The following is a 22,545-nucleotide window of genomic DNA, read 5'->3' on the forward strand; positions in this document are numbered from 1 at the left end:
GATTCCCTGCATGCTCCCCAGCCTGCCCCTGCTGCTGGCCCTGCCGTTCCTGATGGCAGCGGCTGTTGCGGCCTTCCCCCGTAGTTCGCGCTCGACTGCTGCCTGGCTGGCGGCACTGGCGCCGTTGGGCGGGCTGGCCATCCTCGGCTGGCTGACCCCGGCAGTACTCGATGGCCAGGTGGTCCGCACCCTGGTCCCCTGGCTTCCACAGATCGGGCTGGACTTCACCCTGCGCCTGGACGGGCTGGCCTGGATGTTCGCCGGGCTGGTGCTCGGCATCGGCGCCCTGGTGGTGCTGTATGCGCGCTACTACCTGAACCAGCAGGACAACGCGCACCGCTTCTACTGCTACCTGCTGCTGTTCATGGGCGCCATGCTGGGGATGGTGCTGTCGGGCAACCTGCTGTTGCTGATGATCTTCTGGGAGATGACCAGCATCAGCTCGTTCCTGCTGATCGGCTTCTGGTCGCACCGCCAGGACGCACGCGAAGGCGCGCGCATGGCGTTGGTGATCACCGGCGGCGGCGGCCTGGCCCTGCTCGGTGGCGTGCTGCTGATCGGCCGCATCGTCGGCAGCTTCGACCTGGATGTGGTGCTGGCCGCCGGCGAGCAGATCCGCGCCAGCACGCTGTACCCGTACGCCCTGTTCCTGGTGCTGGCCGGCATCTTCACCAAGAGCGCGCAGTTCCCGTTCCACTTCTGGCTGCCGCACGCGATGGCAGCGCCGACCCCGGTCTCGGCCTACCTGCACTCGGCCACCATGGTGAAGGCCGGCGTGTTCCTGCTGGCGCGGCTGCATCCGGCGCTGGCCGGCAGCGACCTGTTCTTCTATACGGTCAGCGGCATCGGCGCGCTGACCCTGCTGATCGGTGCCTGGAACGCGATCTTCCAGCACGACCTGAAAGGCCTGCTGGCGTACTCGACCATTTCCCACCTGGGCCTGATCACCCTGCTGTTCGGCCTGTCCACGCCGATGGCGGTGGTCGCCGGCGTGTTCCACATCCTCAACCACGCCACCTTCAAGGCCTCGCTGTTCATGGCCGCCGGCATCATCGATCACGAAACCGGCACCCGCGACATGCGCAAGCTGGGGGGGCTGCGCAGGCTGATGCCGTTCACCAGCGCGCTGGCGATCATCGCGTCGCTGGCGATGGCCGGGATCCCGCTGCTCAACGGCTTCCTGTCCAAGGAAATGCTGTTCGCCGAAGCGATTACGGCCGGCGGCCCGGGCATCATGCGCACGGCGGTGTCGATCGCGGCGTTGCTGGCAGGCGTGTTCGGCGTGGCGTACAGCCTGCGCTTCGTGCACGACACCTTCTTTGGCGCTGGCCCGCACGACCTGGACCGCGTGCCCCACGAGCCGCCGCGCTGGATGAAGGTGCCGGTGGAGCTGCTGGTGGTGATCTGTGTGGCGGTGGGCGTGGCACCGGCACTGACCGTCGCGCCGGTGCTGCACGCCGCTGCGGCCTCGATCCTCGGCACCGCCATGCCCGAATACAGCCTGGCGGTGTGGCACGGCTTCAACCTGCCGCTGGCGATGAGCGCGATCGGCGTGGTCGGTGGCGTGGCGCTGTACTTCGGCCTGCGCAGGCTGATCAACCTGCATGCCGTGACCAATGTCAGCACGGGCCGCAATGTGTTCCACGCCCAGCTGGACGCCGTGTCCGCGCTGGCGATGCGCCTGACCAATGGCATCGCCAATGGCAGCCTGCAGCGCATGCTGCTGGGCCTGGTGCTGGTGGCGATCGTGGTTGCCGCTGCGCCGTTCGTGGCCAACCCAGCCTCGCCGAACTGGACCGCGCCGCAGCCGATTCCGCTGCTGGGCTGGGCCCTGTGGCTGGTGATGATGGCCTGCGCGGTCGCCACCCTGCGCATCTACAAGCAGCGCCTGCTGGCGGTGCTGCTGGTCGGCGGCGTCGGCCTGATGGTGGCGCTGACCTTCGTGTTCCTGTCCGCACCCGACCTGGCCCTCACCCAGCTGCTGGTGGAGATGGTGACGCTGGTGCTGATGCTGCTGGGCATGAATTACCTGCCCGCGCAGTCCGGGCCTGAGCGGCCGCGCTGGCGCAAGCGCCGCGACGCGGTGATCGCGATCATCGCCGGTGCCGGGCTTGGCGCGCTGGCCTATTCGGCGATGACCCTGCCGCCGAACACCATGGCCGGCGAGCTGCTCGCCCGCGCGTTGCCCGAGGCCTACGGCCAGAACGTGGTCAACGTGATCCTGGTCGACTTCCGCGGCTTCGATACCTTCGGCGAGATCACCGTGTTCGGCATCGCCGCGCTGGTGGTGCATGCGCTGCTGCGGCGTACGCGGATGGCACCGGAGCAGATCATGCCCGGCCCGCCGATCAAGCTGCCGGTGCCGGCCGACCTGGCCCAGATCATGTTCCCGCTGACCCTGACCGTGTCGATTTTCCTGTTCCTGCGCGGGCACAACGCACCGGGTGGCGGCTTCATCGCCGGCCTGGTGTTGGCAGTGCCGCTGCTGATCCAGTATGTGATCCAGGGCACTGCATCGGTGGAGTCGCGCTTCGGCTTCGACTACATCCGCTGCATCGGCATGGGCCTGCTGATCGCCCTGCTCAGCGGCAGCGCCTCGATGCTGTTCGGCGTGCCGTTCCTGACCAGCGGCCATCTCGACCTGCACCTGCCGCTGATCGGCGACGTACCGCTGGCCAGCGCAATCGGCTTCGACATCGGCGTCTATCTGGTGGTGTTCGGCGGCGCCATGCTGATGCTGTCGATGATGGGCACGATCAAGCCGTCGCGAACCCGCACCGCCCGCAAGGGTGAGATCGACCTGCAACGCCGCTCGGCACGCACCGGGGAGATGCACTGATGGAACTGGCCCTGGCTACCGCGATCGGCATGCTGACCGCCATCGGCATCTACCTGCTGCTGCGTGCGCGCAGCTTCGATGTGATCCTCGGCATGACCTTCCTGTCCTACGCCACCAACCTGCTGATCTTCGCCGGCGGCCGCGTGGTGCTGGGCAAGGCGCCGGTGCTGCAGGAAGGCGTGGACAGCCACCTGGGCAACTACACCGACCCGCTGCCACAGGCGCTGGTGCTGACCGCGATCGTGATCGCCTTTGCGATGACCGCGGTGAGCATTGTGCTGGCCATGCGCAGCCGCAGCGACAACCACAGCGACCACGTGGATGCCCACGAGCCGGATGACGACCTGCAGGACGAGCGCGTGCCACCGCGCCAGGGCGAGGACCGCGCATGAACCACCTGGTGATCCTGCCGATCCTGATTCCGCTGCTGGGTGCGGCGCTGTCGCTGTTCGTCGAACACCGCCGCTATGGCCCCAGGGTGCAGCGGGCGGTGGCCTGGACCGCGCAGTCGGCGCTGGCACTGGCGGTCGGGTTGCTGTTTGCCACCACGGCCAGTGGTGAAATCAACGTCTACCTGCTTGGCGACTGGCCGTCGCGGCTGGGCATCGCGCTGGTGGCCGACCGGCTGTCGGCGTGGATGCTGCTGACCACCCTGCTGCTGGCCATTCCCTGCCTGCTGCACGCCTGCTCGGGCTGGGACCGCCGCGCGCCGCACTTCCATGCGCTGTTCCAGTTCCAGCTGGTCGGCCTCAACGGTGCGTTCCTGACTGGCGACATCTTCAACCTGTTCGTGTTCTTCGAAGTGATGCTGATCGCCTCCTACGGCCTGCTGCTCAGTGGTGGCCGCGGCCTCCGCATGCGCATCGGCCTGCATTACGTGGTGTTCAACGTCACCGCCTCGACCCTGTTCCTGGTCGCGCTGGGCCTGCTGTATGCCTCGCTGGGCTCATTGAACATGGCCGAGCTGTCGCAGCGCATCGCCGAGGTACCGCCGGCACAGCTGACCCTGGTGAAGGCGACGATGGGCCTGTTGCTGCTGGTGTTCTGCGCCAAGGCCGCGTTGATGCCGCTGTACCTGTGGCTGCCGGAAGCCTATTCGCGCGCGCCGGCCGCCGTGGCCGCACTGTTCGCGATCATGACCAAGGTCGGCCTGTACTCGGTGCTGCGCATCCAGATGCTGTGGTTCGGCGACGATGCCGGCGCGATGGCCGGCTACGGCCGCGACTGGTTGCTGTGGGCCGGCGTCGCGACGCTGGTGCTGGGCGGCCTCGGCGCGCTGGCCGCGACCCGCCTGCGCGTGCTGATCTCGTACCTGGTGATCGTGTCGGCGGCTACGCTGTTCATCGCCTTCTCGGTGGGCACGCCACAGGTGCTCTCGGCTGGCCTGTACTACCTGCCACACAGCAGCTTCGTCGCTGCCGCGCTGTTCCTGGTTGCCGACCTGATCCGCCGCCGTCGCGGTGGCGCCAGCGACCGCAAGGAAGTGGTCGCGCCGATGCCAGGCAAGGAGACGCCCGCCGTGCTGTTCCTGATCGGCGCGGTGTCGGTGGCCGGCCTGCCGCCGCTGTCCGGCTTCCTGGCCAAGGCTGCGCTGCTGGCCGGCATGCCGGCGCAGTACACCGGCCCGGTCTGGACCGCCGTTCTGGTCAGCAGCCTGCTGGTGATCATGGGCCTGACCCGGGGGGGCATCCGCCTGTTCTGGCGCGTGCCACCGGTCGATCCGGAAGCGCCGGTACCGCGCAAGGCGCGGCTGCGCCGGGTCGAGCTGTACGCGGCCTGCATCCTGCTGGCCTACGGCATCGGCATGACCCTGGCCGCAGCACCGCTGATGCGCTACACCGACGCCACCGCCGCGCAGCTGCTGCACCCCAGCGAGTACGTGCAGCAGCTGCGTGCGACTGCACCGGAGATCCGCCAGCCATGACCGCCCAGCGCTCCCTGTTCCGTCGCCTGATTCCGTCGCCGATGCTGAGCATCATGGTGGTGGCGTTCTGGCTGCTGATGTCCGACAGCTTCACCCTTGGCCAGATCGTGCTGGGCCTGCTGCTGGGCGTGGTGGTGCCGCTGTTCGCCGCACGCCTGGACCGCGAGTTCGCCCGCATCGGCACCCTGCGCCCGTTGCCGAAACTGCTGTGCGTGACCCTGTGGGACATCCTGATGTCCAACATCCGTGTCGCCCTGCAGGTACTGGGGCCGGAGAAGAACATCCACCCCGGTTTCATCTGGCTGCCGCTGGACATTGCCAACATCCATGGCATCGCTGCGCTGACCAGCATGATCACGCTGACCCCGGGCACGGTCTCGGCCGCGCTCAGCGACGACCGCAAGTACCTGCTGGTGCACGTGCTGCACCTGGAGGACCCGCAGGACCTGATCGATACGATCAAGCGCCGTTACGAGGCGCCGTTGATGGAGATCTTCCCATGACCGGTTTTGAAGTCATCCAGACCACCCTGGTGGTGTGCATGCACGTGGTCGGCCTGGCGATGCTGCTGGCCACCTGGCGGCTGTTGCGCGGGCCGACCGTGCCCGACCGCATCCTCGCGCTGGACACGCTGTCGGTGACCGCGATCGCTGAGCTGATGCTGTTCGGCATGTACCTCAACTCGCCGATCTACTTCGAGGCGGCGCTGATCATCGCCATGCTCGGCTTCGGCAGCACCGTGGTGCTGAGCAAGTTCGTGCTGCGCCGGGACATCGTCGAATGATCACCGCGATCCAGATCGTCCTGTCGATCCTGCTGCTGTTCGGCTGCTTCTTCATCCTGGTCGGCGCACTGGGCCTGGTGAAGCTGTCCACCTTCTTCAAGCGCCTGCACGCACCGACCAAGGCCAGCACGCTGGGCGTGGGCTGCGTGCTGGTGTGCTCGGTGTGCTACCACATCTTCCTCGGCCAGGACCCGCAGCCACGCGAGCTGCTGATCACCGTGTTCCTGTTCATCACCGCACCGATCAGCGCGCACATGATGGCCAAGGCGGCGTTGTCGCTGCTGATGGAAACCCGCCCCAGCCTGCCGGGCAACGAGCCGGCCGCCGAGGAGCAGCTGCCGCCGCCGGAACCGGTGCGGGAAGAAGAAACCACGCAGAACCGGTAGTGCCGGCCGCTGGCCGGCAGGGTGACGCCCCGTGGGTGCCGACCGTTGGTCGGCACGAAATCGACTGCATCCACGCATGGCGTGGATCTACAACGCCGGTGCGCCGACCAGCAGCAGCTCCAGCACGAACCAGCCTACGAACGCGACCAGCAGGATCCCGCCTTCGCCACGACTGATCTTCAGGTCGCCGCGCAGCATCGGGTACAGCACCAGCGCGAACGCCAACAGCGCAGGCAGTTCCAGGCGCACGAACGAGGCCGGCAAGGCCAACGGCTGCAACATCGCCATCGCGCCGATCACCAGCAGCAGGTTGACCACGCTGGAACCCAGCACGTGGCCGAGCACCATGTCGCCATGCCCGCGACGCGAGGCGGCAATGGCGGTGGCCGCCTCGGGCAGTGCGGTGCCGATCGCCACCGGCAGCAGGCCGACCAGCAACGGCGTCCAGCCCAGTGCGGCACCGAAGTCGGCGGCAGCCCCCACCACCAGGCGCGCGCCCCAGTACAGGGTCAGTGCGGCGATCAACACGCGCAGCACGTTCAACGGCAGGCTGGTGCGGCTCAGCGCGGATTCGGCGATGGCTACCTGCACCTCGGCGCTCTCGACGCGGCCGCGGCGCAGCAGCAGCACCTGCACGACGATGAAGCCCGCCACCAGCACGCCGCCTTCCCAGCGCACCAGGTGACCATCCAGGCCGAACAGGATCAGCAGCACGGCGGCCGCCAGCAGCGACCACCACAGCACCGCCTGCAGGCGCGCGCGCAGCAGCAGGGGGGCGGCGACGGCGGCCACCGCCAGGGTCAAGCCCAGATTGACGATGCTGCTGCCCACTGCATTGCCCAGTGCCAGCTCCGGTTGGCCGACCGCCAGCGCACGTGCGTTGACCGCCAGTTCCGGCAACGAGGTGGTCACGCCGAGCAGCAGCAGCCCGGCAGTGAACGGGCTGGCCCCGAAGCGCTGGGCCAGGCCAGAGACGGCCTTCACGATGGAGTCCCCGCCCAGTGCCAGCAGCAGCAGGCCGAGCAGGAACCAGGCAATGGCAATGGCGATCATCGAGCACTCCCCAGCAGTGGTGGCGCGATTCTACGCTTGGCCCGAGCGCATGGCTGGGCGATGGATCAAGGATCAGCCACAGCCTTCCGCATAGTCGACCTGCGGGGTCTGCCCGACCCGCCAGGCCCCCACCCGGCCATCGGCACCGAGCGCGAAGTCGATCACTGCCCCGCCCTCCTGCGCCGGCCGCACGCGCAGGTGCTGGGCCTTCTCGTCGTACTTGTCGGGACCGACGTCTGCGCGCTCGGGATACAGCACCTGCAGCTCGCCCAGGGTCATGCCGACCTTGCCGCCGCCCGGTGCGGTGATGGCGGCGCTGCGCACGTCGTAGCGCACCAGCTTGCGGCCTTCGATCATCAGCCGCGGGTCCTCGGCATCCTGCGGGCGAAGGAAGTAGCAGCCGTCGTTGCCGTCGTCGGCGGACAGCGGCTTGCCGGCGGCATCGGTGCCCAGCCCCTGCAGTGGCGTGCCAAAACCACTGCGGACTTCGGCGATGCCGGTGCCCAGCTTCGCACCCGCGAAGCCGTCCAGGCGGGCCGGACTGTCCTTGCGGAGGTCGTTCGCCGGGCGGGCCGCCAGATCAGGATCCGTCGACTGGGCCGGACCGGTCGCCGAGGCGGTTTCCGCCGGGGTATCGCTGCCGCTGCCGGCGGCGCCCTGCTTGTCGGGGCCGCCACTGCATGCGGCGAGCGAAAGGAGCAACAGACCAGCAATCGGGAGGTGCTTCATCGGTGCGGTTCCCTGGCACGAAGGTAGCTGCACGCTAGCGCAGCGCGCGTGCAGAGGCTGCATTGTCATCGCGGTTTCATCGCCCTCGTTCAGGCTCGGCATGCACCGACCTGGCTGTCCCTTCCATGCAACCGCGCAAGACCGAACTCGCCCGAACCGCGCTGCAGGCCCATCGCGCGCCGCTGGACATGCGCCAGCGCCGGTTGCTGATCCTGTGCGACGGCCAACGCAGCATCACCGACCTGACCGGTCTGCTCGGCCAGGATGCGCCCGCGATGGTCATCCAGCTGGTGCAGGCCGGCTACCTGAGCACCGGCACCGGTGCCGCAGCCCCGCCACCGCCGCCGGCAGCCACGGTAGAGCCGCAGCCCGCGACACCTGCCGCAGCTGCTGCCACAGCGGTCGAACGCCGCCGCTCGCTGGTGTCCGCGCGCATCTATGTGCTGGGCATCCTGGAAATGCAGCGCCACCCGCAGGCGGCGGCGCTGTTCCGCGACCTGCAGCAGGCACGCGCCGAAAGTGAAGTACTGCAGGTGCTGCACTCGGCGATGCGAATGCTGCCCGGGCTGACTTCGGAAGGCTATTGCCAGCGTGTACGCCAACGCCTGCTGGAAGCGCTGCCGTTGGAGCACTGCGACGCGTTCGCCGAGGTGGCCTGAAGAAAAAGGGGACGGAGGGGATTAAGTCGTTTCAAGCACACGTGTGCTGATTGCGGCTTAATCCCCTCCGTCCCCTTTTTCGGGTCAGCGGAAGTTGTTGCGCAGGCCGTTCCAGCACTGCTGGTAGTCGCCCTGACGGTGGCCGGCGGCCAGGGCCTGTGCGGTCGGGCGGATCACCGCGCGGGTCTCGAACATGAAGGCCATCGTGTCCTTGATCACGTCCGCCTTGGACAGATCGGCATTGGATGCCTTGTCGAAGGTCGGCGCGTCCGGGCCGTGGCCGCTCATGCAGTTGTGCAGCGATGCGCCGCCCGGCACGAAGCCTTCGGCCTTGGCATCGTAGGCACCGTGCACCAGGCCCATGAATTCGCTGGCGATGTTGCGGTGGAACCACGGCGGGCGGAACGTGTTCTGCGCCACCAGCCAGCGCGGCGGGAAGATCGCAAAATCCATGTTGCTGGTTCCCGGCGTGTCGCTGGGCGAATGCAGCACCAGGAAGATCGACGGATCCGGGTGGTCGTAGCTGATCGAGCCAATGGTGTTGAAGCGGCGCAGGTCGTAGCGGTACGGCGCGTAGTTGCCGTGCCAGGCCACCACGTCCAGCGGCGAATGGTCGATCGGCGCACGCCACAGGCGGCCCTCGAATTTGGCGATCAGCTCGAAATCGCCATCGACATCCTCGAACGCCGCGTGCGGGGTTTCGAAGTCGCGCGGATTGGCCAGGCCGTTGGAACCGATCGGGCCAAGGTCAGGCAGCTTCAGCAGCGCACCGTAGTTCTCGCAGATGTAGCCGCGGCTCGGGCCATCGGGCAGTTCAACGCGGAACCGCACGCCGCGCGGGATCACCGCGATCTGCTGCGGCTCGATCTCGATCACGCCCAGCTCGGTCAGCAGGCGCAGCGCGCCCAGCTGCGGCACGATCAGCAGCTCACCGTCGGCATCGTAGAAGTAGCGGCCGACCATGTCGCGGTTGGCAGCGTAGAGGTGGATGCCCACGCCAGCATGCGCATCGGGCGAACCGTTGCCCCCCATCGTGTACAGGCCTTCGACGAAGTCGGTCGGCAGCTCCGGCAGCGGCAGCGGACTCCAGCGCAGCTGGTTCGGCGAGGCCGGCTGTGCGCCGAAATCACATTGCAGCTGCGACTGCGCGAACGGGGTGAACTCGCCATGGGTCACCGCCGGACGGATCCGGTACAGCCAGCTGCGGCGATTGCTGCCGCGCGGCGCGGTGAAGGCGGTGCCGGTCAACTGTTCGGCGTACAGGCCGTGGGCCACCTTCTGCGGCGAGTTCTGCCCGACCGGCAGCGCGCCGGCGACGGCCTCGGTGGCGAACTCGTTGCCAAAGCCGGACTGGTAGCCGCGGGCGATGATGGCGGGGGACATGGGAACTCCAGAGATGGCCGGCCAGCGGCCGGCACTACCATTCGGACAGGCAATGTCGACCGGAAGCCGACATTGCCTGCAGACCTTACAGCACGCCGCGGCGGATCTGGTCGCGCTCGATGCTCTCGAACAGCGCGGTGAAGTTGCCTTCGCCGAAGCCCTCGTTGCCCTTGCGCTGGATGATCTCGAAGAAGATCGGGCCGATGCAGTTCTGGGTGAAGATCTGCAGCAGCTTGCGCTGGTGGGTTTCCGGATCGGCATCGATCAGGATCTTGTTCCTGGCCAGGCGCGGTACGTCTTCACCGTGGTTCGGCACGCGCTGGTCGATCACGTCGAAGTAGGTTTCCGGCGTGTCGAGGAAGTCCACGCCCTGCGCGCGCATCGCTTCAACGGTCTCATAGATGTTCTCGGTGAAGCAGGCGATATGCTGGATGCCCTCGCCCTTGTACGCGTCCAGGTACTCGTTGATCTGGCTCTTCGGGTCGGACGATTCGTTCAGCGGGATGCGCACGATGCCGTCCGGCGCGGTCATCGCCTTGGACACCAGGCCGGTCTTCAGGCCCTTGATGTCGAAGTAGCGGATCTCGCGGAAGTTGAACAGGCGCTCGTAGTAGTCCGACCACTGCTGCATGTTGCCGAAGTACAGGTTGTGGGTCAGGTGGTCGATGAAGGTCAGGCCGAAGCCCACCGGGTGCAGGTCGGCACCGGCGATCGGCTCGTAGTCGCCGTCGTAGACGCTGCCGGCCGCGCCGTAGCGGTCGACCAGGTACAGCATGCAGTCGCCGATGCCCTTGATGACCGGCGCGCTGACCGCCTTGCTGTCCGGCTTGAAGGCGATGGCTTCGGCGCCGTTGCCCAGCGCGGCCTGGTAGACCTCCTGGCCCGGCTTCTTGAAGCGGATGGCGAAGCCGCAGGCGCACGGACCGTGCTTTTCGGCGAAGTCCGAAGCGAACGAATCGGGATCTTCATTGACCAGGAAGTTGACGTCGCCCTGGCGATAGACGGTAATCGGACGCTGCTTGTGCTTGAGCACCGCGCTGAAGCCCATCTTCCGGAAGTACTCGTGCAGCTCCTGGCCGCGGCCGGCCGGGGCGGCGAATTCGACGAACTCGAAACCGTCGATGCCCATCGGGTTCTCGAAGGTGGTGACCTGCATGCCGGGGTTGGGGTGCGAGGCGGTCGGGACTGCGGTATTCATGGCGTGGCTCCGAATCGGTACCGCATCGGTACAAACCAGGTGCGGGCAGGTAGGGACCCGGCGAGAATGCAGGGTCTGGACCTACCCCTTATAGTTACACTTGAAACCACCAGCAAGGTGCACCGCAACATGAGCCCCGATCCCGCCTCGACCCGCCTGCGTGCCTCGCACGTCCTGCTCGACCTGGAACAGTTCCTGCCGTATCGGCTGAGCGTGCTGTCAAACCGGGTCAGCGGCAACATCGCCAAGCTGTACGGCGATCGTTACGGTCTGGCGATCCCCGAGTGGCGGGTGATCACCATCCTGGCGCTGTACCCGGGCTCCTCGGCCAGCGAGGTCTCCGACCGCACGGCGATGGACAAGGTGGCGGTCAGCCGCGCCGTGGCCCGCCTGCTGGAGCGCGGCTTCATCAAGCGCGAGACGCATGGCGACGACCGCCGCCGCTCGGTACTGGCGCTGTCGGCCGCCGGTTTCGAGGTGTACGAGACCATCGCGCCGATGGTGATCGAGATCACCCGCAAGCTGATGTCGGTGCTGAGCGAGGAGGAAGAGCAGGTGCTGGAAAAGCTGATCCTGCGCCTGGCCGGCGAAGGCCTGGAGCGGATGGGCGAAGGGGTCTGAAAGAAAAAGGGGACGGAGGGGATTAAGTCGTAACGAGCACAGGTGTGCCTGAAACGACTTAATCCCCTCCGTCCCCTTTTTTCAGCTCAGGTGCTTGCGCCGTGCGTGGATCCACGGCACGGCCAGTGCTGCGATGGCGCCGCCGGCGAAGCCCAGCGAGGCGGCAACCGTGGCGGCTTCGACGGCCCCGGGCAGCGCCAGCGCCGCAGCCACCAGCAGCAGCGACGGCAGGCCGACGAAGGTGCCCAGGAAGAAATGCCAGCGCGGTGACCATGTATTGAGCTGCAGCAGGCTGACCGGTTGCCAGGCGTCGGACGCGGCATCCTCGGCGATCTTCGCCACTACCTTGCCCAGATCCACTTCCGGCAGCGCGCGCCCCGGGCGGACGGTCGCCAGCAGTTCGGCCACGGCCTCCACCGGTGGGAAGCTGGACGGCCACGCCACCGGGGCCGGCACGCCGTAAGCGGTCAGCAGCGGCACGCTCAGCCACGGCGCCACCAGCGGGCGCATGCGGCGGCGGCCATGCACGCACCAGATCTGCGGCTGTCCATGCGCGGTGACGTTGTACAGCGCCAGTTCGTTGGCGGGCGGATAACCCAGCATGGTCACCCGCGCCGCCAGACTGTCCTGGCCCATCGCACGCAGGAAGCCCGGGCGGCTGCGCCCTTCCTGCATCCACGCCAGGCCCAGCGCACCCACCAGGTACGCCTCCGCCGCGTCCTTGCTGCCCGCAGTGGCGCGCTCATCACTGGCCAGGTACCACGCCAACGACTTCGGCTCGGCGACATCCTCCAGGCCCCATCGGCTGTCATCCCCCAGCACGTGCCGCACCGGCAGGCGGGCAGGCGCAGTTTCGCCACGCTCCCCGGTCTGCAGGAACGGCAGCACGCCCTGGATGAAGGTGGACAGCTCGATCGCGCGCGCGCCATGGCCCTGCCATTCCGGCGGCAGCAGCCCGGCCAGCTGGCCCTCGGCCGCCAGCGCATCAAGCCGCGCCTTCTGCTCGACCAGATTCTGCACCGCGCCCTTCAGCACCACGTTGTCGGGCAGCGCGATCTGCGGCAGGCGGTGGCGTGGTGGTGCCAGTTCGACGGTGTCCTCGCCGGTGCCGGCGTCGTCCAACAGGGTTTCCTGCGCCGGCAGGGTCACGCCTTCGCCTGCCCCACCCTCGGCCAGGTGGCTGGCAGGTTCGGGCAATCGTTCGGCGTGGTCGCTGTGCATGGGCGTTCCGGTAGGTTGCGTCGACGGGGCGTCGACTGAAGTCCTTGCCGGTAACGGCGAGCGCGTTGCGAAGTTGAGATGCCGATTCAGGGAGTGTGACGGCGCGCGCAGTAGAGCCACGCCATGCGTGGATGCGACCCGACGTCAGTGCCGACCAACGGTCGGCACCCACCGGGGTAGGCGGCCAGCGGTCGGCCCCCACCACAGCTGCCGGCCAGCGGCCGGCACTACCCTACTCCGGTTTATCAGGTGCCCACTGCTTGAGGAACGCGCTCACCCGCGCAGGCTGGAAGGCTTCGCCCCTGCGCAGTTCGCCGGTGGCCTGCGAGACCAGCAGGCTGCCATCGGCGTCCAGTACCAGCAGGTGCGGGTAGTCGCGCTCCATCACCGGGAACTGGGCGAAGAAGGCGGTGTTGGGCTGTTCGTCGCTGGCGTTGACCTTCACCCACACGTAGTGGGCGTCGCGGAAGCGGCGCAGGTCGCCGTTGCCCTCGACCATTTCGTCCAGCGCCCGGCAGCGATCGCAGGCGGCGTTGCCGATCTCGAGCAGGATGCGCTTCTTGCCGCGCTGGGCTTCCACCTTGGCGGTGGCCAGGTCATCGGCGGGGTCGCGGGCCGGGTCGAACTGCGCGCCGAGCCCGGCGATGGCGGCAATGTCCGCCGCCACCGGGGTGTTGCCCGAGGCCACCGGTTCGCTGGGGTCAGCGACCGGCGGCTCGGTGGGCCGGGTATCCAGGGGCTGCGTGGGCTCGGCGGTGGCAGGCGGTTGCGGTTGGGAACAGGCGCCGATCAGCGCCGCACAGACCACCACCATTGCACCACCGAGCTTGCTGCGCATGCCTTCTACCCTCGCTTCATTACTTGACGCCGTGCATCAGCTTGTTGATCAGCGGGGCGATCAGGAACAGCACCACGCCGGAGCCGATCAGGGCCCAGAACCCGAAGGTATACCCCTTCAGGGCCGACTCGACCGTCATGCCGCCTTCACCACTGACCACACCAGCGAAGATGCCCGACAGGTTGTTGCCGATGCCGGTGGACAGGAACCAGCCGCCCATGCCGAAGCCGACCAAGCGCACCGGGGCCAGCTTGGTCACCATCGACAGGCCGATAGGCGACAGGCACAGCTCACCCACCGACTGGATGACGTAGACCATGAACAGGGTCCAGAACGGGATCTTGCCGTCCACCACCATCTGCGACAGGGCGAACATCAGCAGCGCGAAGGCGGCGCCGTTGAACAGCAGGCCCAGGCCGAACTTGCGCGGGATGGACGGATTGGCGCGGCCCATCGCCACCCAGATCCAGGCGATGACCGGGGCCAGGGTGATGATCGCCACCGAGTTGACCGACTGGAACCACGCGGTCGGGAAGGTCCAGCTGCCGAACTGGCGGTTGACGATGTTCTCGGCCAGGAAGGTGAACGAGCTGCCGGCCTGCTCGAAGAACATCCAGAACATCACGTTGAAGGCGAAGATGATCAGCATGGCGATCACGCGGTCGCGCTGCACCTTGCCTTCGCGGATGCCCTCGACCAGCAGCAGGATGGCCAGCGCGGTGAACATCGCGCCGAGGATCCAGGCCAGCGCGGTGGCGCCGGTGGCCAGCAGGAAGTACGCGACCGGGATGGCGACCACGGCACCGGCCAGCACCATGATGATGCGGCCGAAACCTTCCGCGCCGGCCGGCGGTGCGCCGATGCCCTTCAGGCCGGCACGACCGATGTAGAACCACACCAGCGAGATCAGCATGCCCACGCCCGAGGCGATGAACACGACCTTGTAGGACGGCATCGCATCGGTACCGAACACCTTGCGGGCCAGGTACTCGGTCAGCACCGGGGCGATCATCGCGCCGATGTTGATGCCCATGTAGAAGATGGTGAAGCCCGAATCGCGGCGCTCGTCCTTCAGGCCGTACAGCTTGCCGACCATGGTCGAGATGTTGGGCTTGAACAGACCGTTGCCGACGATGATCGTGGCCAGGCCGAGCTTGAAGATGTGCTCCTGCGGAAGCGAGATCATGAACAGGCCGGCGGCCATGATGATCGCGCCGGTCAGGATCGAGCGCTGGTAGCCCAGTACCCGGTCGGCCACGTAGCCGCCGAAGATGGCCGCGGCGTACACCAGGGCCAGGTAGGCGCCATAGATGCGGCTGGCGTCGCCTTCACCGGCAGCGCTGCCGTTGTAGAACTGGGCAACGATGTAGAGCACCAACGCCCAGCGGATGCCGTAGAACGCAAAGCGTTCCCAGAACTCGGTCATGAACAGCATCCACAACGGGCGCGGGTGGCCCAGCGTGGTCTTGAAGTCCGGCAGTGCCGGCTCTGGGGTGTTCGCAGTGGCGTTTACGCTCATGCGGATTTCCTGGTTCGGTGGATGACGAGCACGTCCGCTGTGCAGTTGGAGCAACGCGCGAGGATCACCGACTTCTGGCGTTCACGTCAAATACACGCCGTTTGAGGCAGGTGGCATCCTGCTCCCTGAACTTGCATCTGAAACGATCCAGCCGCGGGCCGGGAACCAAGCTGAATGGGGATCAGCCCAGCGCTGCCGGGGGCGCGGCCTGCAGGCTGGTGCGCACCTGGAACAGCTCGGGGAAGAAGGTCAGTTCCAGCGCCTTGGCCAGGAAGCCCACGCCGGACGAACCGCCGGTGCCACGCTTGAAGCCGATCACCCGCATCACGGTGCGCATGTGTCGGAATCGCCACAGCTGGAAAGCCGTCTCCAGGTCCACCAGGTCCTCGCACAGCGCATACTCGCGCCAGTAGCGGTCGGTGTCCTGGTAGATGCGCTCGAAGACCGGCTGCAATGCGTCGTCGGCCACGTGTGGCTGGGTCCAGTCGTGGGCCTCGTAGACCGCCGGCACGGCATGGCCGAAGCGGGCCAGGTACTTCAGGAATTCCTCGTACAGGCTGGGCGCCTCCAGCACGGTGCGCAGCTGCGCCTGCCCGGCCGGGTCATGCTCGAACACCTGCAGCATCTGCGCGTTCTTGTTGCCCAGCAGGAATTCGATGTAGCGGTACTGCAGCGACTGGAAGCCCGACGACGGGCCCAGCACGTCGCGGAAGCCCATGTACTCGGACGGGGTCAGCGTTTCCAGCACCGACCATTGCTCGGTCAGCTGGCGCAGCACCTGCTTGCTGCGCGCCAGCACCTTGCGGCACTGCCAGACTTCATCGCGCTGCAGGAAGCCGATTGCGGCACGCAGCTCATGGCCCAGCAGCTTCAGCCACAGCTCCGAGGTCTGGTGCTGGATGATGAAGAGCATCTCGTCATGGTGCGGCGGGCTGGACAGCGGCTGCTGCGCGCTGAGCAGCTGGTCCAGCCGCAGGTAGCCGCCGTAGGTCAGGCGTCCCTGCAGGTCGGTGTGGATGCCGGCTTCGAGATCGCGTTGGTTGTTGTCGACGGACATGGGCGGGACCAGATCGGGGGCGGCAAGGGTAGCGCGTTGCCGCCGCGCTGGCAGCCGCCCGGTCCATACCGGGGCGTGCGGCTGGCCGTGGAGCATCGGCCGACCACCGGCCTGCGCGTGGAACCGTCCGCGCCGTTGTACCGGCAGTCAGCCAGAGGCGTATTCTGATGCTTTGCAGCAACGACTGAATACGTTGTTGTTATTGGCCCCCCACCCGCCGGCAGGGGTAAAACGGGGAATCTCCGTGTTGCGGCGCAGGAAGGCTATTCCGTACGCGTTCCTTAACATGGCGATTCATATCATTTGTAACTTCTCTGTCGAAGGTGCAGTACGCAATGACGGTTGCCGCTGAATTCAAGATCGAATACCTGCAGTACCTGGACACGGACGGCACGCTCGTCCGTGACGACCTGCCCGTGTCGCTGCGCGACCCCAAGGTCCTGGTACCGCTGTTCAAGCAGATGCTGTTCGTACGCACGTTCGACAGCAAATCCATCGCGCTGCAGCGCACCGGCAAGCTCGGCACCTATGCCGCCTGCCTGGGCCATGAAGCCGCGCACGTGGGTATCGGCGCGGCGATGCAGAAGGACGACGTGTTCGCGCCTTCGTACCGCGAGTATGGCGCGATGTTCATGCGTGGCGTGCGCCCGCACGACGTGCTGATGTACTGGGGCGGCGACGAACGCGGCAACGATTACGGCGGCAACGCGGCCAGGGACTTCCCGTTCTGCGTGCCGATTTCCACCCAGTGCCTGCATGCGGCAGGTGCCGCGCTGAAGTTCAAGCTCAACAAGGAACCGCAGATCGCCGTGGCCGTGTGCGGCGACGGTGGCAGCTCCAAGACCGACTTCTACGCGGCACTGAACTCGGCCGGCGCCTACAAGCTGCCGCTGATCCTGTGCATCGTCAACAACGGCTGGGCCATCTCGGTGCCGCGTTCGGCCCAGACCGGTGCCGAAACGCTGGCGCAGAAGGGCCTGGCGGGCGGCCTGCACTGCCTGCAGGTGGACGGCAACGACCTGATCGCGGTGCTGGCGGCAATGGAACAGGCGCGCGAACGTGCGCTGGCCGGCGACGGTGGCACCGTGCTGGAACTGATGACCTACCGCCTGTCCGACCACACCACCGCTGATGACGCGCGCCGCTACCGCGACGATGCCGAAGTGAAGGATGCCTGGCAGCGCGAGCCGATGCTGCGCCTGCGCAAGTACCTGATCAACGCCGGGGTGTGGAGCGAGGAAGAAGAAGCCGCCTGGACCGCCGAGTGCGGCGCGCGCGTGGACGAGGAAGTGAACCTGTACCTCAACACGCCGGTGCAGCCGGTCGAGGCGATGTTCGACTTCCTGTATGCCGATCCGCCGCCGGACCTGCTGGCCCAGCGTGCCCAGGCGATCGCCCTGGAGAAGCGCCATGGATGAGATCAAGAACGGCGCGCCCGGCGCGCACACCAACGCCGCCGACAGCGCTGCAGTCGCGCGCGGAGATGACAGCATGACCACCACCCCGATCACCCTCATCGAAGCCATCACCCAGGCGCTGGCCTGGGAGCTGGAACACGATCCGTCGGTGCTGGTGCTGGGCGAGGACGTGGGCGTCAACGGCGGCGTGTTCCGCGCCACTGCCGGCCTGCAGCAGCGCTTCGGCTCGGACCGCATCCTCGACACCCCGCTGGACGAAACCACCATCGCCGGCCTGACCATCGGCCTGGCCGCACAAGGCATGAAGCCGGTGGCCGAAGCCCAGTTCGATGGCTTCATGTACCCGATGGTCGACCATATCGTCTGCCACGCCGCACGCCTGCGTTACCGCACGCGTGGCCGCCTGCACTGCCCGATGGTGCTGCGCGTGCCGTGGGGCGGTGGCATCCGCGCGCCGGAACACCACAGCGAAGCCAACGAGGCGATCTTCACCAACGTGCCGGGCCTGCGCGTGGTGCTGCCGTCGTCGCCGCAGCGTGCCTACGGCCTGCTGCTGGCCGCGATCCGCGAGCCGGATCCGGTGATCTACATGGAGCCCAAGCGCATCTACCGCCAGTACAAGGAAGTGGTCGTCAACGACGGCGAAGCCTTGCCGCTGGACGTCTGCTTCGTGCTGCGCGACGGCACCGACGTGACCCTGGTGACTTGGGGCGCGCAGGTGAAGGAAGCCCTGGAAGCGGCCGACAAGCTGGCCGGGGAAGGCATCAGTGCCGAAGTCATCGACGTGGCCACGCTGCGCCCGCTGGACTTCGCCACCATCGCCGAATCGGTGGCCAAGACCGGCCGCTGCGTGATCGTGCAGGAGGCCCCGAAGACCGCGGGCTTCGGCGCCGAGATCGCCGCGCGCCTGGCCGAGGAATCGATCTACGACCTGCTGGCCCCGGTCGAGCGCGTCACTGGCTACGACACCCACATTCCGCTGTTCCGCCTGGAAATGAAGTACCTGCCGAGCGTTGAGCGGATCGTGGCGGCGGCCAAGCGCGCGGTGGCGGCCGGCTGACATGCGGGCCCGCCTTCTGGGGGCTTACCGCAGCCAGTATCCCAACCCGCTCCGGTTCCACACCGGCCAGATCGTCGAAGTAGGTGTACGTGACGAGGAATGGCCGGCGTTTGCCTGGGTACGCACCAACGATGGGCGCGCTGGATGGGCGCCCATCGCCTGGTTGCAGCTGCTGGACGAGGGTCGCGCCGAAGCCCTGTGCGACTACGACGCCCGCGAGCTGGATGTGGAAAGCGGCGAGATGGTGAAGCTTCATCACGAACACGGCGGGTGGTGGTGGTCCGAGCGCGCCAATGGCGCGACGGGTTGGCTGCCGGCCCGCGAACTGGAACTGCTGGAAGAGAACTGCAAATGAGCCAGACCAAGAACTTCAACCTGCCCGACCTGGGCGAAGGCCTGCCGGACGCGACCATCGTCGAGTGGTTCGTCAAGGAAGGCGATGTGATCAAGCTGGACGAGCCGCTGGTGTCGATGGAGACCGCCAAGGCCGTGGTGGAAGTGCCCTCGCCGTTCTCCGGCAAGGTGCTGAAGCTGTCCGGCGCTGCCGGCGACATCATCCCGACCGGTTCGGTGCTGGCCAGCTTCGAACTGGACCCGAACCTGCCGCAGCGCGCCGATGGCCAGGACACCGGCCACAGCCATGGTCACGCCGCACCGGCGGCGCCGGCTGCCGCACCGACCCCGCCGCCGCTGCCGGCTGCGGCCGCTCCGGTTGCCGCCGAGGACGCCAAGCCTGCCGCGGCCGAGCGTGACGACGCCGGTACCGTGGTCGGCGCGATGCAGAGCTCCAATGCCGTGCACGCCGAGCAGGCGCTGGCCGTCGGTGGCGTCAAGGCCGTGCCGGCCGTGCGTGCGATGGCGCGCAAGCTGGGCGTGGACCTGAGCCGCGTGGCCGCTACCGGCACCGATGGTGCGGTGACCATGGCCGACGTCAAGCAGGCCGCCGCCAACGGCACCGCCAAACTCGGCGCCGCCCCGGCACCGGTTGCCGCCGCGTATGCCGCGCCCACCCCGGCGCAGGTGTCTGCCCCGGTGCAGAGCGAAGCCCGCACCCCGCTGTCTGCGGCCGGCAAGCCGATGCGCACCCAGCCGCCGGGCGTGGTCGCCAAGGGCCAGCCGGAACCGCTGAAGGGCGTGCGCCGCAACATGGCCCGCGTCATGGCCGATGCGCACAGCAAGGTCGTGCCGACCACGCTGAACGACGACGCCGACATCCACGCCTGGCTGCCGGGCAACGACGTCACCGCCCGCCTGGTTCGCGCCATCGTCATTGCCGCACAGAAGGTGCCGGCCATGAACGCCTGGTTCGACGGTGAAGCGCTGACCCGCACCCTGCACGCCCAGGTGGACATCGGCATCGCCGTGGACACCGACGACGGCCTGTTCGTGCCGGCCCTGCGCAATGCCGACATGCTCGATGCACGCGGCATCCGCGAAGGCGTCAACCGCCTGCGTGAGCAGGTGGAATCGCGTTCGATCGCCGCCTCGGAACTGAGCGGCTACACCATCTCGCTGTCCAACTTCGGCATGTTCGCCGGCCGCTACGCGACCCCGGTCGTGGTGCCGCCGTGCGTGGCCATCGTCGGTGCCGGCCGTGCCCGCCACCAGATGACCCCGGTGATGGGCGGCGTGGAAGCGCACAAGGTAATCCCGCTGTCGGTCACCTTCGACCACCGCGCGGCTACGGGTGGTGAAGCCGCCCGCTTCCTGCGCGCGATGATGGACGACCTGGCGCTGGCCAGCTGATCCAGCTGATCGGTGGGTGCCAACCTTAGTTGGCACATGAATTGGAGAAACGCCGGGCACTGCCCGGCGTTTTTTTGTGCCGCTCTATTGTAGAGCCGAGCCCTGCTCGGCTGCCTTGCAATGTATCCACGTCATGCGTGGATGAAGGCAAGAAGCAAGCCGAGCATGGGCTCGGCTACAGATCGCCTGCGATCAATCGCGCGCGACCATACCCTCGGCACGGCTGTACACACGCAGGCGATGGCCATCCGGATCGGCGCCGACGAAGGTGTGGCCGAATTCCAGCGTTGTTGGTGCCTGCAGGATCTGCACGCCCAACGCGCGCCACGCATCGTGCATCTGCTGCACGGCGTCGGGGTTGGCGACCACCATCGCCAGTTCGGCGGCACCGGCCTGCGCGGACACCGGAGGCTGCACGTCATCGCGCTGCCACAGGCCGAGTGCGGCACCATCACCGAGCAGGAACAGCGCAAAGCCGGGCGACTGTTCAACCGGTGGTTTGCCGAGGATGCCACTGTAGAAGGTTGCGCTGGTGGCGACGTCGTGCACGTACTGCAGCAGGGTGCTGGGTGTGAACATGGGGAAGCTCCGTTGTTGGGAGCGTTCATGGTGGTACGGGCCTGCTGACAGATTCTGTCAGCAGATTTGTCTGTCGGTAGAGTCGACTGTTAGTCGACTGCTCTTCCTTCAGCCTGCTTGAAACCCCGCGCTGCGCGCGATAGTCGACTAACAGTCGACTCTCCCCCCGCTCCCCGCTGTTGCTGTGGCTATGAGCGATCCAGCCAGTCGGGTGCAATGCCCTGGGCCTTCTGCCAGCGCCGCAGCAGGGTGGCGCGCGGCACGCGGTAGCAGTCCTCCAGCACACGCACCTGGCGGATGCGATCCAGCCGGAAATGGCGGAAATCCTCGCGGTGCTCGCACCACGCCGCCAGCATCGGCACCTCATCGAAGTAGCCCAGCGCGAACGGCCAGACGACGCGCGCGCTGCGCTGGCCGTGCGCATCCTCGTAAGCGAACTTCAGGCGCTGCTGCGATCCCACGGCTTCGCGCACGGCCTGCAGACGCGCGGGGGGAACCTTGCTCCCCGCGCGCGAAGGGCCAACGCGCAGGCCACTGTCACGCAATGCCTCGCGGCGTGCCGCAGGCAACACATGGGCGATACGCGCCAGGGCATCACGTGCGGCCTCGGCCAGCGCCGGCTCGGTGCGCGCGGCGACCCAGCGCAGGCCCAGCACCAGCGCGTCGATCTCGGCCGGTGGCAGGGTCATGGGAGGCAAGGTATCGCTGGGTGCCAGCTGGTAGCCGACGCCGGCCTCGCCACGCAGGTCGGCGCCCTGCTCGCGCAGGGTCTCGATATCGCGGTACAGCGTGCGCAGGCTGATGCCCAGCGCTTCGGCCAGCGCCTGCCCGGCCACCGGCCGTCGATGACGGCGCAGCAGCTGCAGCAGCTGGGTCAGGCGCAGCGCTCGCGACATCAGCCGACCAGCGTGCTCGACGCCACCACGTGCTCGCCCGGCTGCGGGGCCAACGCAGCCTCGACCAGCGCCCTGGCAATCTCGGTGGCCGGATTGATCCGCCACGCACGCGGCAACACCGGTCCCAAAGCACCCAGCACCGTCAGTGCCAGGCGTTCGCCGCGACGCACCTCGTTGCGCTCGCCCCCGATCAGCCCTGGGCGGACCAGGGTCAACGAGTTGAATCCCAGCGCGCGCAGGTCACGCTCCAGCTCGCCCTTCACCCGGCTGTAGAAGATCGACGACTGTGGATTGGCGCCGGCTGCGGAGTTCAGCACAAAGGCCTGCGCACCCTGCGCCTGCGCCAGGCGGGCGAACGCCAGCGGATAGTCGTGGTCGATACGGTGGAAGGCCTCGCGGCTGCCGGCCTGGGCGATGGTGCTGCCCAGCGCGCAGATGACCGCGTCAACGCGCGCCCATTCTGGCGAAGTGGGCAACGCGTCGAATGCCAGCACCGGGTTCTCCAGCTTCCCGTGAGTCAACGCCAGGGGGCGGCGGGTCGGGGCAACCACGGCGCTGCAGCGCGGGTCGTCCAGCAGCCTGCGCAGGGTCAGCCCACCGACCAGGCCGGTCGCCCCCAGCAACATCACGCGCAT

At 67.6% G+C, this 22,545-nt stretch carries 23 protein-coding genes; 12 read left to right on the forward strand and 11 right to left on the reverse strand.

Annotated elements, in window-relative coordinates; all coding sequences use genetic code 11:
- Positions 1-10: 10 nt before the first annotated feature.
- Genes ACEPA4_RS18420 through ACEPA4_RS18445 form a run of 6 tightly spaced genes read left to right on the forward strand, consistent with a single transcriptional unit; the run spans position 11 to position 5,933 of the window.
- Positions 11-2,839 carry a monovalent cation/H+ antiporter subunit A gene (locus ACEPA4_RS18420; protein WP_005419861.1) on the forward strand — a complete coding sequence of 943 codons (2,829 nt, stop codon included), beginning with the start codon at positions 11-13 and terminating at the stop codon, positions 2,837-2,839.
- Positions 2,839-3,231, forward strand: a complete 393-nt coding sequence (locus ACEPA4_RS18425; protein ID WP_111188333.1) for a Na+/H+ antiporter subunit C — start codon at positions 2,839-2,841, stop codon at positions 3,229-3,231. Before ACEPA4_RS18420 ends, ACEPA4_RS18425 begins: the two co-directional genes overlap by 1 nt.
- Positions 3,228-4,763, forward strand: a complete 1,536-nt coding sequence (locus ACEPA4_RS18430; RefSeq protein ID WP_065178873.1) for a monovalent cation/H+ antiporter subunit D — start codon at positions 3,228-3,230, stop codon at positions 4,761-4,763. Before ACEPA4_RS18425 ends, ACEPA4_RS18430 begins: the two co-directional genes overlap by 4 nt.
- Positions 4,760-5,266 carry a Na+/H+ antiporter subunit E gene (locus tag ACEPA4_RS18435; protein WP_005419867.1) on the forward strand — a complete coding sequence of 169 codons (507 nt, stop codon included), beginning with the start codon at positions 4,760-4,762 and terminating at the stop codon, positions 5,264-5,266. Before ACEPA4_RS18430 ends, ACEPA4_RS18435 begins: the two co-directional genes overlap by 4 nt.
- Positions 5,263-5,547: a K+/H+ antiporter subunit F gene (locus tag ACEPA4_RS18440; RefSeq protein ID WP_005411334.1), complete on the forward strand. Its 285-nt coding sequence runs from the start codon at positions 5,263-5,265 to the stop codon at positions 5,545-5,547. The genes ACEPA4_RS18435 and ACEPA4_RS18440 overlap by 4 nt, the downstream gene beginning before the upstream one ends.
- Positions 5,544-5,933: a Na+/H+ antiporter subunit G gene (locus ACEPA4_RS18445; protein ID WP_005419868.1), complete on the forward strand. Its 390-nt coding sequence runs from the start codon at positions 5,544-5,546 to the stop codon at positions 5,931-5,933. Before ACEPA4_RS18440 ends, ACEPA4_RS18445 begins: the two co-directional genes overlap by 4 nt.
- Before the next feature lie 87 nt (positions 5,934-6,020).
- Here ACEPA4_RS18445 and ACEPA4_RS18450 read toward each other — a convergent pair whose 3' ends face one another.
- Both ACEPA4_RS18450 and ACEPA4_RS18455 read right to left on the reverse strand, forming a co-directional pair.
- On the reverse strand, positions 6,021-6,986 hold the full coding sequence (locus ACEPA4_RS18450; RefSeq protein WP_065186523.1) for a sodium:calcium antiporter: 966 nt from the start codon (positions 6,984-6,986) through the stop codon (positions 6,021-6,023).
- Positions 6,987-7,058: 72 nt separating this feature from the next.
- Positions 7,059-7,715, reverse strand: a complete 657-nt coding sequence (locus tag ACEPA4_RS18455) for a hypothetical protein (protein WP_005419872.1) — start codon at positions 7,713-7,715, stop codon at positions 7,059-7,061.
- Between the two features lie 125 nt (positions 7,716-7,840).
- On the opposite strand from ACEPA4_RS18455, the gene ACEPA4_RS18460 reads away from it, so the two are divergent.
- The gene (locus tag ACEPA4_RS18460; RefSeq protein ID WP_069138716.1) at positions 7,841-8,374 is read left to right on the forward strand and encodes a hypothetical protein; all 534 of its coding nucleotides are present in this window, start codon (positions 7,841-7,843) and stop codon (positions 8,372-8,374) included.
- Between the two features lie 84 nt (positions 8,375-8,458).
- On the opposite strand, the gene hmgA is transcribed toward ACEPA4_RS18460, so the two are convergent.
- Together hmgA and hppD are read right to left on the reverse strand one after the other, a co-directional pair.
- Positions 8,459-9,757 (reverse strand): homogentisate 1,2-dioxygenase, encoded by a 1,299-nt coding sequence (hmgA, locus tag ACEPA4_RS18465; RefSeq protein ID WP_065186524.1) that lies wholly within the window; start codon positions 9,755-9,757, stop codon positions 8,459-8,461.
- An 85-nt stretch (positions 9,758-9,842) separates the two neighbouring features.
- The gene (gene hppD / locus ACEPA4_RS18470; protein WP_196768686.1) at positions 9,843-10,955 is read right to left on the reverse strand and encodes a 4-hydroxyphenylpyruvate dioxygenase; all 1,113 of its coding nucleotides are present in this window, start codon (positions 10,953-10,955) and stop codon (positions 9,843-9,845) included.
- A 129-nt stretch (positions 10,956-11,084) separates the two neighbouring features.
- Between hppD and ACEPA4_RS18475 the strand changes: the two genes are divergently transcribed.
- A complete protein-coding gene (locus ACEPA4_RS18475) occupies positions 11,085-11,576 on the forward strand; it encodes a MarR family winged helix-turn-helix transcriptional regulator (RefSeq protein ID WP_005419884.1) in 492 nt (163 codons plus the stop codon).
- Between the two features lie 81 nt (positions 11,577-11,657).
- Here the strand turns inward: ACEPA4_RS18475 and ACEPA4_RS18480 are convergent, their stop codons facing one another.
- From ACEPA4_RS18480 to ACEPA4_RS18495, 4 genes are all read right to left on the reverse strand, one after another.
- A complete protein-coding gene (locus ACEPA4_RS18480; RefSeq protein ID WP_164093396.1) occupies positions 11,658-12,797 on the reverse strand; it encodes a hypothetical protein in 1,140 nt (379 codons plus the stop codon).
- Positions 12,798-13,029: 232 nt separating this feature from the next.
- Positions 13,030-13,635, reverse strand: a complete 606-nt coding sequence (locus ACEPA4_RS18485) for a thioredoxin family protein (RefSeq protein WP_069138720.1) — start codon at positions 13,633-13,635, stop codon at positions 13,030-13,032.
- 19 nt (positions 13,636-13,654) lie between these two features.
- Entirely contained in the window at positions 13,655-15,154 is a 1,500-nt protein-coding gene (locus tag ACEPA4_RS18490; RefSeq protein WP_065178867.1) for a peptide MFS transporter, read from the reverse strand.
- 181 nt (positions 15,155-15,335) lie between these two features.
- Complete coding sequence (locus tag ACEPA4_RS18495) at positions 15,336-16,211, reverse strand: tryptophan 2,3-dioxygenase (protein WP_005419892.1); 876 nt, start codon at positions 16,209-16,211, stop codon at positions 15,336-15,338.
- Between the two features lie 335 nt (positions 16,212-16,546).
- Here ACEPA4_RS18495 and pdhA point away from each other — a divergent pair, with 335 nt between their 5' ends.
- From pdhA to ACEPA4_RS18515, 4 genes are read left to right on the forward strand one after another with little or no spacing between them, the layout of a single operon-like run.
- Positions 16,547-17,629: a pyruvate dehydrogenase (acetyl-transferring) E1 component subunit alpha gene (gene pdhA / locus ACEPA4_RS18500; RefSeq protein ID WP_065186527.1), complete on the forward strand. Its 1,083-nt coding sequence runs from the start codon at positions 16,547-16,549 to the stop codon at positions 17,627-17,629.
- A complete protein-coding gene (locus ACEPA4_RS18505) occupies positions 17,622-18,689 on the forward strand; it encodes an alpha-ketoacid dehydrogenase subunit beta (protein ID WP_005419896.1) in 1,068 nt (355 codons plus the stop codon). The genes pdhA and ACEPA4_RS18505 overlap by 8 nt, the downstream gene beginning before the upstream one ends.
- 1 nt (position 18,690) lies before the next feature.
- The gene (locus tag ACEPA4_RS18510) at positions 18,691-19,044 is read left to right on the forward strand and encodes an SH3 domain-containing protein (protein ID WP_005411349.1); all 354 of its coding nucleotides are present in this window, start codon (positions 18,691-18,693) and stop codon (positions 19,042-19,044) included.
- Entirely contained in the window at positions 19,041-20,435 is a 1,395-nt protein-coding gene (locus ACEPA4_RS18515) for a dihydrolipoamide acetyltransferase family protein (protein ID WP_164093398.1), read from the forward strand. The genes ACEPA4_RS18510 and ACEPA4_RS18515 overlap by 4 nt, the downstream gene beginning before the upstream one ends.
- Positions 20,436-20,627: 192 nt before the next feature.
- Here the strand turns inward: ACEPA4_RS18515 and ACEPA4_RS18520 are convergent, their stop codons facing one another.
- The 3 genes from ACEPA4_RS18520 to ACEPA4_RS18530 all read right to left on the reverse strand — a co-directional run bounded on the left by ACEPA4_RS18520 (position 20,628) and on the right by ACEPA4_RS18530 (position 22,545).
- Positions 20,628-21,014, reverse strand: a complete 387-nt coding sequence (locus ACEPA4_RS18520; RefSeq protein WP_088497360.1) for a VOC family protein — start codon at positions 21,012-21,014, stop codon at positions 20,628-20,630.
- 188 nt (positions 21,015-21,202) lie between these two features.
- Positions 21,203-21,910, reverse strand: a complete 708-nt coding sequence (locus ACEPA4_RS18525) for a YafY family protein (RefSeq protein WP_065186530.1) — start codon at positions 21,908-21,910, stop codon at positions 21,203-21,205.
- Entirely contained in the window at positions 21,910-22,545 is a 636-nt protein-coding gene (locus ACEPA4_RS18530) for an NAD-dependent dehydratase (RefSeq protein ID WP_065186555.1), read from the reverse strand. Before ACEPA4_RS18530 ends, ACEPA4_RS18525 begins: the two co-directional genes overlap by 1 nt.

This window comes from Stenotrophomonas sp. P2112 (assembly GCF_041897515.1).
GTDB lineage: Bacteria > Pseudomonadota > Gammaproteobacteria > Xanthomonadales > Xanthomonadaceae > Stenotrophomonas > Stenotrophomonas sepilia.

What these genes read in the sequence shown, in the direction of transcription:
- ACEPA4_RS18420 (WP_005419861.1), top strand. Translation starts at nt 11, where the DNA reads ATGCTCCCCAGCCTGCCCCTGCTGCTGGCCCTGCCGTTCCTGATGGCA.
- ACEPA4_RS18425 (WP_111188333.1), top strand. Translation starts at nt 2,839, where the DNA reads ATGGAACTGGCCCTGGCTACCGCGATCGGCATGCTGACCGCCATCGGC.
- ACEPA4_RS18430 (WP_065178873.1), top strand. Translation starts at nt 3,228, where the DNA reads ATGAACCACCTGGTGATCCTGCCGATCCTGATTCCGCTGCTGGGTGCG.
- ACEPA4_RS18435 (WP_005419867.1), top strand. Translation starts at nt 4,760, where the DNA reads ATGACCGCCCAGCGCTCCCTGTTCCGTCGCCTGATTCCGTCGCCGATG.
- ACEPA4_RS18440 (WP_005411334.1), top strand. Translation starts at nt 5,263, where the DNA reads ATGACCGGTTTTGAAGTCATCCAGACCACCCTGGTGGTGTGCATGCAC.
- ACEPA4_RS18445 (WP_005419868.1), top strand. Translation starts at nt 5,544, where the DNA reads ATGATCACCGCGATCCAGATCGTCCTGTCGATCCTGCTGCTGTTCGGC.
- ACEPA4_RS18450 (WP_065186523.1), bottom strand. Translation starts at nt 6,986, where the DNA reads ATGATCGCCATTGCCATTGCCTGGTTCCTGCTCGGCCTGCTGCTGCTG.
- ACEPA4_RS18455 (WP_005419872.1), bottom strand. Translation starts at nt 7,715, where the DNA reads ATGAAGCACCTCCCGATTGCTGGTCTGTTGCTCCTTTCGCTCGCCGCA.
- ACEPA4_RS18460 (WP_069138716.1), top strand. Translation starts at nt 7,841, where the DNA reads ATGCAACCGCGCAAGACCGAACTCGCCCGAACCGCGCTGCAGGCCCAT.
- hmgA (WP_065186524.1), bottom strand. Translation starts at nt 9,757, where the DNA reads ATGTCCCCCGCCATCATCGCCCGCGGCTACCAGTCCGGCTTTGGCAAC.
- hppD (WP_196768686.1), bottom strand. Translation starts at nt 10,955, where the DNA reads ATGAATACCGCAGTCCCGACCGCCTCGCACCCCAACCCCGGCATGCAG.
- ACEPA4_RS18475 (WP_005419884.1), top strand. Translation starts at nt 11,085, where the DNA reads ATGAGCCCCGATCCCGCCTCGACCCGCCTGCGTGCCTCGCACGTCCTG.
- ACEPA4_RS18480 (WP_164093396.1), bottom strand. Translation starts at nt 12,797, where the DNA reads ATGCACAGCGACCACGCCGAACGATTGCCCGAACCTGCCAGCCACCTG.
- ACEPA4_RS18485 (WP_069138720.1), bottom strand. Translation starts at nt 13,635, where the DNA reads ATGCGCAGCAAGCTCGGTGGTGCAATGGTGGTGGTCTGTGCGGCGCTG.
- ACEPA4_RS18490 (WP_065178867.1), bottom strand. Translation starts at nt 15,154, where the DNA reads ATGAGCGTAAACGCCACTGCGAACACCCCAGAGCCGGCACTGCCGGAC.
- ACEPA4_RS18495 (WP_005419892.1), bottom strand. Translation starts at nt 16,211, where the DNA reads ATGTCCGTCGACAACAACCAACGCGATCTCGAAGCCGGCATCCACACC.
- pdhA (WP_065186527.1), top strand. Translation starts at nt 16,547, where the DNA reads ATGACGGTTGCCGCTGAATTCAAGATCGAATACCTGCAGTACCTGGAC.
- ACEPA4_RS18505 (WP_005419896.1), top strand. Translation starts at nt 17,622, where the DNA reads ATGGATGAGATCAAGAACGGCGCGCCCGGCGCGCACACCAACGCCGCC.
- ACEPA4_RS18510 (WP_005411349.1), top strand. Translation starts at nt 18,691, where the DNA reads ATGCGGGCCCGCCTTCTGGGGGCTTACCGCAGCCAGTATCCCAACCCG.
- ACEPA4_RS18515 (WP_164093398.1), top strand. Translation starts at nt 19,041, where the DNA reads ATGAGCCAGACCAAGAACTTCAACCTGCCCGACCTGGGCGAAGGCCTG.
- ACEPA4_RS18520 (WP_088497360.1), bottom strand. Translation starts at nt 21,014, where the DNA reads ATGTTCACACCCAGCACCCTGCTGCAGTACGTGCACGACGTCGCCACC.
- ACEPA4_RS18525 (WP_065186530.1), bottom strand. Translation starts at nt 21,910, where the DNA reads ATGTCGCGAGCGCTGCGCCTGACCCAGCTGCTGCAGCTGCTGCGCCGT.
- ACEPA4_RS18530 (WP_065186555.1), bottom strand. Translation starts at nt 22,545, where the DNA reads ATGCGCGTGATGTTGCTGGGGGCGACCGGCCTGGTCGGTGGGCTGACC.